At 63.3% G+C, this 13,403-nt stretch carries 13 protein-coding genes; 6 read left to right on the forward strand and 7 right to left on the reverse strand.

What is annotated here, in order from left to right; genetic code table 11:
- The first annotated feature begins 80 nt into the window (after positions 1 to 80).
- A complete protein-coding gene (locus AB4Y81_RS06875) occupies positions 81 to 383 on the forward strand; it encodes a protealysin inhibitor emfourin (RefSeq protein WP_026266931.1) in 303 nt (100 codons plus the stop codon).
- 16 nt (positions 384 to 399) lie between these two features.
- Here AB4Y81_RS06875 and AB4Y81_RS06880 read toward each other — a convergent pair whose 3' ends face one another.
- Entirely contained in the window at positions 400 to 1,368 is a 969-nt protein-coding gene (locus AB4Y81_RS06880; protein WP_018776366.1) for a GlxA family transcriptional regulator, read from the reverse strand.
- 81 nt (positions 1,369 to 1,449) lie between these two features.
- On the opposite strand from AB4Y81_RS06880, the gene AB4Y81_RS06885 reads away from it, so the two are divergent.
- From AB4Y81_RS06885 to hrpA, 3 genes are all read left to right on the forward strand, one after another.
- A complete protein-coding gene (locus tag AB4Y81_RS06885) occupies positions 1,450 to 1,620 on the forward strand; it encodes a hypothetical protein (protein WP_018776367.1) in 171 nt (56 codons plus the stop codon).
- A 145-nt stretch (positions 1,621 to 1,765) separates the two neighbouring features.
- A complete protein-coding gene (locus AB4Y81_RS06890) occupies positions 1,766 to 2,770 on the forward strand; it encodes a helix-turn-helix transcriptional regulator (RefSeq protein ID WP_441995574.1) in 1,005 nt (334 codons plus the stop codon).
- Positions 2,771 to 2,783: 13 nt separating this feature from the next.
- Positions 2,784 to 6,716 carry an ATP-dependent RNA helicase HrpA gene (hrpA, locus tag AB4Y81_RS06895; protein WP_441995575.1) on the forward strand — a complete coding sequence of 1,311 codons (3,933 nt, stop codon included), beginning with the start codon at positions 2,784 to 2,786 and terminating at the stop codon, positions 6,714 to 6,716.
- Between the two features lie 59 nt (positions 6,717 to 6,775).
- On the opposite strand, the gene AB4Y81_RS06900 is transcribed toward hrpA, so the two are convergent.
- Genes AB4Y81_RS06900 through AB4Y81_RS06910 form a run of 3 tightly spaced genes read right to left on the reverse strand, consistent with a single transcriptional unit; the run spans position 6,776 to position 9,251 of the window.
- Positions 6,776 to 7,204: an HIT family protein gene (locus AB4Y81_RS06900; protein ID WP_018776370.1), complete on the reverse strand. Its 429-nt coding sequence runs from the start codon at positions 7,202 to 7,204 to the stop codon at positions 6,776 to 6,778.
- Positions 7,201 to 8,355 (reverse strand): NAD(P)-dependent alcohol dehydrogenase, encoded by a 1,155-nt coding sequence (locus AB4Y81_RS06905; protein WP_039242072.1) that lies wholly within the window; start codon positions 8,353 to 8,355, stop codon positions 7,201 to 7,203. Before AB4Y81_RS06905 ends, AB4Y81_RS06900 begins: the two co-directional genes overlap by 4 nt.
- A complete protein-coding gene (locus AB4Y81_RS06910) occupies positions 8,352 to 9,251 on the reverse strand; it encodes a sulfurtransferase (protein WP_441995576.1) in 900 nt (299 codons plus the stop codon). Before AB4Y81_RS06910 ends, AB4Y81_RS06905 begins: the two co-directional genes overlap by 4 nt.
- Positions 9,252 to 9,322: 71 nt before the next feature.
- On the opposite strand from AB4Y81_RS06910, the gene AB4Y81_RS06915 reads away from it, so the two are divergent.
- Entirely contained in the window at positions 9,323 to 10,405 is a 1,083-nt protein-coding gene (locus AB4Y81_RS06915; RefSeq protein WP_441995577.1) for a PLP-dependent cysteine synthase family protein, read from the forward strand.
- On the opposite strand, the gene AB4Y81_RS06920 is transcribed toward AB4Y81_RS06915, so the two are convergent.
- Entirely contained in the window at positions 10,402 to 11,055 is a 654-nt protein-coding gene (locus AB4Y81_RS06920) for an MBL fold metallo-hydrolase (RefSeq protein ID WP_441995578.1), read from the reverse strand. The two genes, AB4Y81_RS06915 and AB4Y81_RS06920, sit on opposite strands and share 4 nt — an antisense overlap.
- Before the next feature lie 94 nt (positions 11,056 to 11,149).
- Here AB4Y81_RS06920 and AB4Y81_RS06925 point away from each other — a divergent pair, with 94 nt between their 5' ends.
- Entirely contained in the window at positions 11,150 to 11,617 is a 468-nt protein-coding gene (locus AB4Y81_RS06925) for a Fur family transcriptional regulator (RefSeq protein ID WP_018776375.1), read from the forward strand.
- On the opposite strand, the gene AB4Y81_RS06930 is transcribed toward AB4Y81_RS06925, so the two are convergent.
- Together AB4Y81_RS06930 and AB4Y81_RS06935 are read right to left on the reverse strand one after the other, a co-directional pair.
- On the reverse strand, positions 11,614 to 12,504 hold the full coding sequence (locus tag AB4Y81_RS06930; protein ID WP_018776376.1) for a metal ABC transporter permease: 891 nt from the start codon (positions 12,502 to 12,504) through the stop codon (positions 11,614 to 11,616). The two genes, AB4Y81_RS06925 and AB4Y81_RS06930, sit on opposite strands and share 4 nt — an antisense overlap.
- A complete protein-coding gene (locus AB4Y81_RS06935) occupies positions 12,505 to 13,338 on the reverse strand; it encodes a metal ABC transporter ATP-binding protein (RefSeq protein WP_181423251.1) in 834 nt (277 codons plus the stop codon).
- Between the last annotated feature and the right edge of the window lie 65 nt (positions 13,339 to 13,403).

Below are 13,403 nucleotides of genomic sequence, written 5' to 3' on the forward strand. Positions count from 1 at the left end.
TCACGAGGCGGGACCGGACGCGCTGCTTCCGGACCGCCCACGGGCTGACGTCGCAGGGGTAGAACGAGAAGCCGCCAGTCATGAAAATTACGGTTCAACGCAGTGGAGGAATCGCCGCGATGACACGTGTCTGGAGTGTGGAAGCCGTATCCCCGGATGAGAAGGAGCGATGGCTTCCGATTGTCGAGGCCTGCCCCTGGGATGAAGCCAAGGGCCAGGCCCGGGCGGTCAATGAACCGGACCGCTTCATGTACTCGATCCGGGCCGGACAGCACCGCGCCACCCTGCCCGACCGTGCCGTGACCGGACCGTGGCAGGAACTGATCGAGTGCGCCAAAGCCGAAGGCTCCGAGTCGCGGGGAACCACCGGCCGGCGCCGTTAGCCGGCACTTGACGCCGTCAGATGGCTTCGGCCAGTTGCCCTCGAAAAGCCCGGCGGTAGCTCTGCGGACTCGTGTCGAGCACTTTGGCGAAATGGTGCCGCAGCAGGACCGAATGCCCGAATCCGGCTTCGCGGGCGACTTCGTCAATGTTCAGCTCTGTGGTTTCCAACAGTTCCTGTGCCCGGAGCACCCGCTGGGAATTCAGCCACGCCGCGGGCGTGGTCCCGGTTTCGGCCCGGAAGCGCCGGGCGAATGTGCGTGGTGACATGTGAAGCCGTGCTGCCAGTTCGTTGACGCTGTGTTCCTCGTCAAGGTGTTCCACCATCCACCGCAACAGCGCTTCCATGGGCGCCGATCCGCACGTCGGCATCGGCCGGTCGATGAACTGGGCCTGCCCGCCGTCGCGGTGCGGCGGTACCACCATATCGCGGGCGATGGCGGCGGCCACGTTGGCGCCAAGCTCCACGCGGACAAGGTGCAGGCAAGCGTCAATGCCCGCTGCAGTGCCTGCACTGGTGATGATGGTGCCGTCCTGTACATAGAGGACGTTCTCATCCACGATCACGGATGGATACCGACTGGCCAGGTCCTGGGAATAGTGCCAGTGCGTAGTACAACGCCGCCCGTCCAGCAGTCCTGCCCGGGCAAGCGCATATGCTCCTGAGCAAATGGACATCACCCACGCTCCCCTGGCATGCGCCGCCCGCAAGGCTTCGAGGACGGATTCAGGGACGACTTTATCCCGGCCAAACGGCGCCATGATCACGAGGTCGGCATCGGCCGCCGCCTCAAGGCCAAGGTTGACGTGCAGGGAGAGTCCGGACTTCATGCGGACGTCCCCCGGCTCCGGGGTAACGACACGGAAGTCAAAGGCCGGAACTCCAGCCCCGCGGTCCGATCTGTCGATCCCGAAAACCTCGAAGGCCGTGCCGAACTCGAACACGGAGAAGTCCGGAACCACGATCACTGCGACTGTTTTCAACATACTTCCAGTGTGGCAGAAAATTATCTAAATGGGGCATTTCTGCCACTGTTTCTTGCGCCTGCACAGGAGCAATCTGGAGACATGGAAATCTTCGGAATCATCCTCTTCATCGTCCTCATCACCGCCGTCGCAGCCACCATCTCAGCCCTGCTGAAAGACGGACGCGGCCACAACCCTCCTGTCACGTCAAGGGAACCCTGGAGCGCCTTCGAGGCACCCAGCGCCCCGTACTGGAATCCACGCATCTACTAGGGCATGCCAGCCCACTGCAAGGTCAGCCCGACATCTACAATCGGCGCCCGCCAGTCCAAGGATTACTGCAGAGATCCTTTGACCGGCGGGCGCCCTTCTGTATGCCTGGCCGCCGCACCGTGGCGCATGGGCTAGATTCACTTGCATGATCCAAACCTCCGCCCGGCTCCTGCAGCTGTTGTCACTGTTGCAGGTCCGCCGGGAATGGACAGGCCCCGCCCTTGCCCACCGCATGGGAGTCACTGAACGTACTGTGCGTCGGGACATCGACAAGTTGCGTAATCTCGGATACCCCATACATGCCTCCCCCGGCATTGCCGGCGGGTACCAACTGGGGGCCGGCGCCCAATTGCCGCCATTGCTCCTGGACGACAACGAGGCCTTGGCCGTGGCACTGGGCCTCAACTCCGTGGCTGCGGGGCCTGTGGCAGGGATCGGCGAAGCGTCCGTCCGCGCTTTGGCAAAAGTGGAGCAGGTCCTTCCCTCCCGGCTCCGCCCCAAATTCGCCATGCTCAAGGCCGCCGTCACAACGCTTCCCAGCAACGCTGCCAGCGTCGATCCCCAACAACTGACCGTTGTCTCGGCGGCAATATCGGATCGGCGCCAGATCTCCTTTGATTGCGTCAAGTCCGATGGCGACGCTTCACGCCGGCTGGTCGAACCCTACAGGTTGGTGGACACGGGACGGCGCTGGTACCTGGTTGCCTGGGACGTGGAACGCGAGGATTGGCGAACGTTCAGGGCCGACCGGTTTGCCTCGTTGCCGACCGAGCGGAAGAAGTACGCGCCCCGTCCATTGCCGGCGGAGGACCTGGCGGCCTACGTCCAGCAATCCATTACCCGCTCCCCCTACAGGTTCGACGTCGTTGTGCGCCTCCGCGCCCCGCTCGCCGAGGTCGCCGCCGTCGTCAGTTCCCAGTACGCGACGCTGACGGCCGACGGAGCGGAAGCAACGATCCTGCGGTCCGGATGGGACAACCTGGCGGCGCCGGCAGCCTACCTCGCTGCCCTGGACCTGGACTTCGAGATTCTCGAGCCGGAGGAATTCCGGTCATTTGCACGGCACCTCTCGCACCGGCTCAGTGCCGCCGCCGGGCCTGAAACAAACAGCGGAGCTGTCGCTGCGGACGCCGAACCCCGGCCACAGTAGACTGGCAGCAGCCATGACACTTCAAATTTCCTACCCCGCAGAGCTGCCCGTCTCCGAGCGCCGCGAGGATCTGATGGCGGCCATTGCCGCAAACCAAGTGACCATCATTGCCGGCGAGACCGGCTCGGGCAAGACCACGCAGATCCCCAAGATGTGCCTCGAACTCGGCCTCGGTGACAAGGGCCTGATCGGCCATACCCAGCCGCGCCGTCTGGCGGCCCGCACAGTGGCCGAACGCATCGCCTCCGAACTGGACGTCGAAATCGGCCAGGAAGTGGGCTTCCAGGTCCGTTTCACCGGCGAGGTCAGCGCCTCCACCAAGATCAAGCTGATGACTGACGGCATCCTGCTCGCCGAAATCCAACGGGACAAACTGCTCAGGAAATACAGCACCATCATCATTGACGAGGCCCACGAGCGAAGCCTCAACATCGACTTCATCCTGGGTTACCTCAAGCGCATCCTGCCGCAGCGTCCGGATCTGAAGATCATCATTACCTCGGCAACCATTGATCCCCAGCGCTTCGCCAAACACTTCGGCAGTGATGAAGAGCCTGCACCCATCATCGAGGTCTCCGGCCGCACCTACCCGGTGGAGATCCGCTACCGCCCGCTTACACAGCCTGCGGACGCTAATGACGAGACCTCGGACGACGAACTCGAAGAAGACCGCGATCCCCTTGACGCCGTCTGCGATGCCGTGGACGAGCTCGCCAAGGAAGCACCGGGAGACATTCTCATCTTCTTCTCCGGCGAGCGTGAAATCCGCGACGCCGCCGAGGCCATCAACGGCCGCATCCAAAGCAACCGGCGCCTTGCAGGCACCGAAGTCCTTCCCCTCTTTGCCCGGTTGAGCCTCCAGGAACAGCACCGGGTCTTCAATCCCGGGGGCAAACGTCGCATCATTCTGGCCACCAACGTGGCCGAAACCTCGCTTACTGTTCCGGGTATCAAGTACGTGATCGACACCGGCACTGCACGCATCTCGCGCTATTCGCACCGCACCAAGGTCCAACGCCTGCCCATCGAGCGGGTCTCCCAGGCATCGGCCAACCAGCGTTCAGGCCGTTGCGGCCGCGTGTCGGAGGGCATCGCGATCCGCTTGTATTCGGAAGAGGATTTCGAATCACGTCCGCAGTTTACGGATCCCGAGATCCTCCGGACCAACCTCGCCGCTGTCATCCTGCAGATGACCGCCATGGGTGTTGCCCGCGGACCCAAGGACGTGGAGAACTTCCCGTTTGTGGAACCCCCGGAGACCAGGGCCATCAACGACGGCGTGACCCTGCTGCGCGAACTCGGCGCCTTAAGCCCGGCAAAGTCCGCCGACGCCCGCGGCAACGGCCGAAGCGGCGGTGGACTGACCGCCGTCGGGCAGAAACTCGCCCAGCTTCCTGTCGATCCCCGGCTTGGCCGGATGATCGTGGAAGCAGGAAAGCGCGGATGCGTCCGCGAAGTCATGATCCTCGCCGCCGCGCTGACCATCCAGGATCCGCGTGAACGGCCAACGGACAAGCAGCAGCTCGCCGCGGAAAAGCATGCCCGTTTCCGCGACGAGATCTCGGACTTCACCGGGTTCCTCAACCTCTGGAACTACATCCAGGAGAAGCAGCGCGAGCTGTCCTCCACTCAGTTCCGCAAACTGTGCCGCAACGAGTTCATCAACTACCTGCGCGTGCGCGAATGGCAGGACCTTTTCACACAGCTCCGGCAGCTGGCCAAGCCCCTGGGCATCGCGCTGGATAACAAACGCGAAGCCGACCCCGTGGGGAACTACGAGGGCATCCACATCAGCCTGCTGTCCGGGCTGCTCAGCCACATTGGCCTTCTCGATGAGCGCAAGCGCGAATATGCCGGGGCACGCGGAAGCCGTTTTGCGATCTTCCCCGGTTCGGCGCTGTTCAAGAAGTCACCCACTTTCGTCATGGCCGCAGAATTGGTGGAGACCAGCAGGTTGTGGGCTCGCGTTGCTGCCAAGTTCGATCCCTTGTGGGCCGAGCAGGTGGCCCCTGATCTGGTGAAGCGAACTTACAGCGAGCCGCACTGGTCCTCCCGCCAGGGTGCGGTACTGGCCCACGAAAAGGTCACGCTCTACGGAGTGCCCATCATTCCGAACCGCCGGGTAAATTACGGACGCATCGATCCGGAGCTCTCCCGCGAGTTGTTTATCCGGCACGCGCTTGTGGAAGGCGAATGGAAGACCCACCACAAGTTCTTCCATCGCAACCGGGCACTCCTGCAGGAAATAGAAGAGCTCGAAACCCGCATGCGACGGCGCGACATCCTGGTTGACGACCAGACTCTCTTCGAGTTCTATGACGCACGCGTGGGCAAGGACGTGGTCTCCGAGAGGCACTTCGATAAGTGGTGGAAGGATGCCCGGCAGTCGGATCCCCATTTGCTGGACTTCGATCAATCGCTGTTGATGAGCGAAGACGCCGAGGCACTGGATGACTCCGCGTATCCCAAAACGTGGCTTCACAAGGGCTTCGAGCTTCCCCTGAGCTACGAGTTCCACCCTGTGGCACCCGGATCCGCTCCCAATCCTTCCGACGGCGTTACCGCTGAAGTTCCGGTACTTTTCCTCAACCAGCTGGACGATGCCCCGTTCCGCTGGCAGATTCCCGGCCAACGGGTTGAGCTCGTCACGGCGCTCATCAAATCCCTTCCAAAGCAGGTACGGAAAAACTTCGTGCCGGCACCGGATGTGGCCAGGCAAGCCACCGCGGCGTTGGAAGCGGACTTCGATCCCGCCGTCGACGAGCTGGAGCCTTCCCTGGAGTTGGTCCTGCGCCGACTCAGGGGGCACATCATTCCGCCCGGCTCGTGGAACTGGGATGCGGTACCTCCGCATTTGCGCGTCAGCTTCAAAGTGGTGGACAGCAAGGGGAAGGTCCTGGACGAGGGCAAGGACCTCGCTGAACTGCAGGAAAAGCTGGCACCGGCCACCCGCCGCGCCATCGCCGAATCACTGGGTGCCACGCCGGCAACCACGCTGCGGACCCCCAGTGGCAAGGGAACAGCCAGCCAAGCCGCGCCACCAGCCGGAGCCCCGGCACCTGGCGAAGGAACGGTAGCCGAACGGACCGGCATCACCGAGTGGGATTTCGGCACCGTGGATCGCCAGGTCAGCCGTGCTGTGAAGGGGCATGCCGTCACGGGGTTCCCCGCCCTGATGGACGAGGGGAAGTCAGTGGCCCTGCGGGTGTTCCAAAGCAAGGCAGAGCAGGAAGCCGCCATGCGAAGCGGCGTCATCCGGTTGCTGGCCCTGCGGATTCCTTCTCCGGACCGCTATGTGCTCGAACACCTGAGCAACACCGAAAAGCTCACCTTCAGCCAGAACCCCCACGGTTCGGTGAGCGCCCTGATTGCGGACTGCGCATTGGCTGCGATCGACAAACTCGTGCCCCAGGAACTGCCATGGGACAGGGAGTCCTTCGATGCTCTCTATGAGGTAGTCAGGGCAGAACTGATCGACACCGTTTTCACGGTGACGGCCGTCGTCGAACGCATCCTGGCCAGTACGCGGCGCATCCAGAAAGCGCTGAAGTCCAACGCCAGCCTGCCGCTCATCAGCGCCCTCAATGACATGAAGAGCCAGTTGGAGCAATTGGTCTTCCCCGGTTTTGTGGCACAGACGGGCTACGCCCAGCTCAGCCAGCTGCCGCGGTACCTGCAGGCTATTGAGAAGCGGCTGGAGAAACTTCCAGGGAACGTGCAGCGGGACAGCCTGAACATGGGCATCGTGCAGGCGCTGGAGGATGACTACGACGACGCCGTGTCGGCGCTGCTCCCGGGACGGCGGGCGGGTGCTGAGTTAACCCGGGTGCGCTGGATGATCGAGGAGCTGCGGGTGAGCCTCTTCGCGGTCGAACTCGGCACGGCCTATTCCGTTTCGGAGAAACGCATCCGCACGGTCCTCAACCAGGCACTGGCCCCGGCGTAACCCGAAGCACAAAAAACCCGGCGGTGCGTGTACAGCACCGCCGGGTTAAGAACGCGGAGTCAGTCTTCCGGGACAGCGTCTCCGTGTCCGGCTGAACGCAGCGCGGAACGCAGCTTTACGGCCGTCGCGTCCATCACCGCAGGGTCCGGGTTGTGATCGACATTGTGGATCTCAAAATCTGCTGTGGAATACGCAGGCCAGACGTGGACATGCAGGTGGTCCACCTCAAAACCCTCCATCAGGACGCCAACGCGCTTGGCGTCGAAGAGCCCTTCCTGCACCTTGCCGATGCTCTGGGCGACATCCATGACCTTGGCCAGAAGCTCCGGCGTGGCATGCGTCCAGGAGTCCACTTCCTCACGCGGAACCACCAGGGTGTGGCCTTGGGTAATGGGAGCTATGGTCAGGAAAGCCACCACTTCCTCGTCTTTCCACACGAAGCGGCCCGGGATCTCCCCGTTGATGATCCTGGTGAACAATGTGCTCATGCGTCTGCCCTTTCGGAGGGTTCCTGAAGTGTTGCGGTATCCAGCACAAAACGGTACTTCACGTCGCCGGCCACCATGCGGTCGTAGGCCTCGTTCAACTGCCCGGCGCCAACAATCTCGATGTCGCTGGCCACTCCGTGCTCGGCACAGAAGTCCAGCATTTCCTGCGTTTCCTCGATGCCGCCAATCAAGGAACCGGCGTAGGCGAGGCGGCGACGGATAAGCAGGCCGGGGCTGACCGGGGGCATGTCGTCGGCAGGAAGCCCGAGTTGGAAGAGTGCACCGTCCAGCCGAAGCGTACGGAAGTAGGGGTTGAGGTCGTGCGGAGCGGCGACGGTATCAATAATGACGTCGATGCTGCGGTTGGCAGCCTCCATCGCGTCGGCGTCCTTGGACAGCACCACGTGGTCCGCGCCGAGTTCCCGGGCTGCGTCAAACTTCGACTCGGAGGTGGTGAACACCGTGACTTCGGCGCCCATGGCTTTGGCGAGCTTGACCGCCATATGGCCCAGGCCGCCCAACCCCACCACTCCAACAGAGTCGCCTTCCTCAACATCGAAGTACCTCAAGGGCGAGTAGGTGGTAATCCCGGCACACAAAAGCGGAGCTGCCGCAGCAGGGTCCAGGTTCCCGGGCACTCGGAGCACGAAGCGCTTGTCCACCACCACCGCCGTCGAGTATCCACCCTGGGTGACGGCGTCTTCGTGGCGGGGATCGGCTGCGCCGTAGGTGCCCACGTTGCCGCGCTCGCAGTACTGCTCCAGTCCTTCAAGGCAGCTGTCGCATTCACGGCACGAGTCCACCATGCAGCCCACGCCAACACGGTCTCCGACCGCGAAGTCCTCCACGGCGGATCCCACCCGGGTCACGCTGCCAACAATTTCGTGACCGGGAACCAGCGGATACGGGGGCTGCCGCCATTCTCCCCGTGTTGCGTGCACATCAGAGTGGCACAGGCCGCAGAATTCGATGGCGATCTCCACGTCGTCTTCACCAGGCTCGCGGCGGGCCACTGTCAGGGGCACGAGTCCGCTCACCGGCGAAGTGGCGCCATATGCCGCAGCCAACACTCCAGTGGAGGGCTCGGAACCGGCAGTGTCCAAAGAGATGGTCTTCGCGAGGGGCGGGGGAACAGGACGTCCAGGATTCATGCTTCGACGCTACTCCCGTCGGCCCGGCTCATGCTACTTGGGCCGTCGGCAGCGTCACCATAAGGCCCCTCTCCCACCACTACCTCATTCGCCGCGTTGTTCGACCATTGCGAAAACGAACCGGGGAACAAGGCCGCGCTGAAGCCTGCAATTTCCAGGGCAGCGATCTCGTGGGAGGCGGTGACGCCGGAACCGCAGTACACAGCAACTCTGGATGATGTGTCCAAACCCAACGCCTCGAACCGGCGCCGCAGCTCTTCGGCAGGCAGGAAGGTGCCCGCCTCCGAAACGTTCTGCGTGGTAGGCGCGCTGAAGGCACCGGGAATGTGCCCGGCCCGGGGATCGATGGGCTCCACCTCGCCTCTGTACCGCTCCCCTGCCCGGGCATCCAACAACACTCCATTGCGGCTCCACTCCGCCGCTTCCTGCTCAGTAATGGACGGCATTAGGCCATCGCCCAGGGACACATTCCCGACGGCGGGACGCGCCTCGCCGGCTTCCAGGGCGTAGCCGTGGGAGCGCCAGGAGGACAGGCCGCCGTCGAGGAGGTAAACGGAGTCCACCCCCGCGTTGCGGAGCATCCACCACGCCCGGGCGGCGGCCATGCTGCCGCTGTCGTCGTACGCAACCACCGTGTCACCGTCGTTGATCCCCCAACGGCGGGCCGCCTCCTGGAAGCGGTCCGGCGAGGGCAAAGGATGGCGCCCGCGTCCTGGAGCGGCATGGTCCGCAAGTTCCGTCGGGAGGTCCACGAAGACCGCCGCCGGAAGATGGGCCTCAAGGTAGTTCGCGTGCCCGTCTGTCCGGCCAAGGACCCACCTCACATCCAGGAGTACGGTCCGCTCTCCCGATTCAAGGCGCCGGTGCAGCTCAGTGGCAGTCATCAGGGTGGCCATGGGTTCTCCTTCGTCCGGGGGGTGATGGCCCCGTTGCTGCCGGAACCACGTTTCCAGCCTAGGCTTATCCGGTGAGCAATTCGTGTATTCAGGACCGGACCTGGGCCAGCGAGGCCATCCGCACCATCGAGGCTGAAAACAACCGCTCGGCGGACACGCATCTGTACGCGGTGCCCCTGCCGGAACACTGGGGCGTGCAGCTGTACCTCAAGGATGAGTCCACGCACCGCTCGGGCAGCCTGAAGCACCGCCTGGCGAGGTCGTTGTTCCTCTATGGACTCGTCAACGGCTGGATTACCGAGGGCACCACCATTGTGGAAGCGTCCAGCGGCAGCACGGCCGTCTCTGAGGCGTACTTTGCCCGGTTGATCGGCCTGCCCTTCATCGCCGTGATGACCAAAACCACCAGTCCGGAGAAAATCGCCCTCATTGAGGACTTTGGCGGCTCATGCTTGCTCGTGGACCATGCATCGGAGGTCTACGCCGTTGCCGAAGAGACCGCACGGACGTCCGGCGGCCACTACATGGACCAGTTCACCTACGCCGAGCGGGCAACGGACTGGCGTGGCAACAACAACATCGCAGAATCGATCTTCGAACAACTTGCCCTCGAAGAGCACCCGGTGCCCGAATGGATCGTCGTCGGAGCAGGCACAGGCGGGACCAGCGCAACCATCGGCCGATACCTTCGCTACAACCGTTACCCCACACGCCTGGCGGTGGTGGACCCGGAAAACTCGGCCTTCTACCCTGCGTGGCGGGACGGCAACGCGGCGGCAGCGTTCGGTCTGCCTTCCCGCATCGAGGGCATCGGCCGGCCCCGCTCGGAACCAAGTTTTGTTCCGGCCGTCATCGACCACATGATCCAGGTGCCCGACGCCGCATCCGTCGCGGCCATGCGCCACCTCCGCAAACTGACCGGGCTTCACGCTGGCCCTTCCACAGGCACCAACTTGTGGGGTGTCTGGCAGCTGGTCGCCCGGATGGTGGCCGAAGGACGCAAAGGCAGCATCGTTTCACTCATGTGCGACGGCGGCGACCGTTATGTTGGCAGCTATTACGACGCCGGGTGGCTCGCGGCCCATGGCCTGGATCCGGCTCCACACGAGAAAGTGCTGGACCGGTTCCACGACACAGGAGTGTGGCCCGGCTAGACCTCTACCGACTCCCGGGGCGCGAGCCGCGTGTAGCTGGTGCCGTACCGTGCACCGATCCGCGTTACATGGCCCTCTACGACGCCACGCCCGAGTTCGTTGAGCAGGCCGTCGTGGACCGGGAAGGCCTTGGGGGCGCGGACGGAAATGACGAAGTCCACAACCTCGCCGATCTTGGACCACGGGGCGTGGATGGGGACCAGCAGTGTTTTGACTTCGATCCCGTCCGGGACCACGAAGGAGTCTCCGGGGTGGAACACGTTGTCGTCCACAAGGTAGCCGATATTTGCCACCACCGGGATCTGGGCATGGATGAGGGCGTGCTGTCCGCCGAAAGTCCGGATGCTGAAACCGGCGACGTCAAAGGATGAACCGGGGTCGACGGAGTGCACGCRGTCGGCGATGTCACTTTCTTCCTGCAGTGCGGCAGCTACCCTGGCCGGCGCATGGACCACCAGGTCAGGATTGCTCCGCAAAGCTTTGATGACCTCCGGGCTGTCGAGGTGGTCGTTGTGCTCGTGCGTTACCAGCACGGCGTCAGCTCCGTTCAACGCTTCGGCGGATTCGGAGAACGTCCCGGGATCAATCACCAGGACTTTTCCTTCCTTTTCCAACCGGACACAGGCGTGGGTGTACTTGGTGAGCATCATGAGGCCAGCCTAGGGGCGGCCGCTGAGAGTTTCCAAGCAGCCGCTGCTGGTAAAATCGAAGTTTGCCAGCATCCCCACGGAAATGAGCCTTTTCATGCCACACGGCACCAATTCCGCCACTACGGGCCCGGCCGGGCCGGTCACCGGCGGCGTCAAGGAGCAGCGCGTCACCAAGCAGCGCTTGGCCGTGAGTGCAGCGTTGGACGAATTGGATGACTTCGTCAGCACCCAGGAGCTGTACCGCCTGATGCAGAACAAGGGCATTTCGGTGTCCTTGGCTACCGCCTACCGCATTCTCCAGTCCCTGGCCGATGATGGCCTCATCGACGTCCTCCGAAATGGTGAGGGTGAGGCCGTCTACCGTCGTTGTGCCGTCACAGGCCACCACCACCACCTTCTGTGCCGGAACTGCGGCAAGGCCGTCGAGGTGGAGGCACCCGCCGTCGAGACCTGGGCAGCACGCACGGCTACTGAACACGGCTTCACCGAAGTAGCCCACACAGTGGAGATCTTTGGTCTGTGCCCCGAGTGCACCGCCAAAAAGGCCGCAGGAAAACTCTAGAGAGCCCCGGCCGGCTGGTCCCGCGTGACCCGGCCGTTCAGGCCGCGGTTGCTCCGCACCCGGCCAATAATCCGGCACACCACGTAAATCAGGAAAGACAACGTCGTCACATACGGGCTGATGGGGATGCGGCTGCCGAGGGCCAGCAGAATGCCGCCCACAGTGGCAGTCAACGCGAAGGCTACACTCAGGACCACAACCAGCTTGGGTGAGGTGGTCACACGCAACGCCGCCGCTGCCGGCGTAATCAGCAGCGCAAGGACAAGCAGCGCACCGACTATCTGGATGGACAGGGCAACACTGATGCCCAGCAGCACCATGAAGCCGATCGCCAGGCCGCGCACGGGAACACCCCGGGCTTCAGCCATTTCCGGGTCTACGCTGGCAAAGCTCAGGGGACGCCAGATGGCGAGCAAAGCGATCATCACTACCACCGCGGTTCCCGCCAACGCCTGCAGCTGAACGGTATCCACCGAGACAATCTGTCCGGTCAGCAGTCCGAACTTGTTGGCAGCCCGGCCTTCATACAGTGCCAGGAACAGAATTCCCAGGCCCAAGCCAAAGGGCATGATGACGCCGATGATTGAGTTCTTGTCCCGCGCCCTGACACCCATGAAGCCGAGCAGGACGGCGGCCGCCACCGAACCGATCAGGGAACCGAAGATGATATCGGCTCCGATCAGAAGCGCGAAGGCCGCCCCGGCAAAGGAGAGCTCGGAGATGCCGTGGACGGCGAAGGCCAAATCCCGTTTCATCACGAACGTCCCAACCAGACCGCCCAGGAGTCCCAGTACGGCACCGGCCCAGAGCGAGTTCTGGACGAGGACCAGCAGTTCGCCGTAGTTCTCGAAGTTGAAGATGGTCTGCAGAATGGTGTCCAGATCCACTTAGAGGTCCTCCCCTGCACTTGCGTGGGCGTCGTCATGGAAGTGCGTGGTGGCGTCCGGCAGACCGACGACGACGATCCTCCCGTTGGTGTGGATGACCTCCACATGGCTGTCGTACAGTTCGGACAAGACTTCCGTAGTCATGACCTCCTGCGGCGTTCCGACCCGGAACTGGCCACCGGCCAGATAGAGCACGCGGTCCACGTAGTCGATCACGGGATTGATTTCGTGCGTCACGAAGACCACGGCGCTGTTCCGCTCGTGGCATTGCTGGTTGATCAACGAGCTGACGCCCTGCTGGTGGTGAAGATCAAGGGAGAGAAGAGGCTCGTCGCAGAGCAGGACCTGCGGTTCAGTGGCCAGCGCCTGGGCAACCCTCAGCCGTTGCTGTTCGCCTCCGGAGAGCTGCCCGACCGGCACCTTGGCGTAGTCCGACGCTCCTACCAGTTCCAACAACTCGTCGATGCGCTGGTTGACCTTGCCGGACGACAACCGGATACCCCAGCGATGTCCGTCGATGCCCAGGCCCACCAGGTCCCGTGCGCGCAAGGGTGTATCCGGCGCGAAGGACTTCTGCTGCGGAATGTAGCCGATCCGCTTGCTGCCCCGTTCCACCGGATGCCCACCCAGGGACACGGTTCCGGAGTGCAGTTCCTGCAATCCCAGGAGGACCTTGAGGAAGCTGGTCTTGCCGCTCCCGTTCGGGCCGAGGACGGCGAAGAACTCTCCCGGGTTGATGTCGAGGTCGAGGTCCCTCCAGAGTGTCCTCTTGCCGAACTGCAGGCTGGCTCCGCGGAGGCTCACTACGGGTGTCAAAAGTTGTCCTCGATCCATACGCTGCTGTGAACGTAGTTTGTTGGGGGCCGCTGCCTGGCGTCCGGGTGGGGGCGCTACCGGCG

The sequence above is a fragment of the Paenarthrobacter sp. TAF1 genome (assembly GCF_052113825.1).
Lineage (GTDB): Bacteria > Actinomycetota > Actinomycetes > Actinomycetales > Micrococcaceae > Arthrobacter > Arthrobacter nicotinovorans.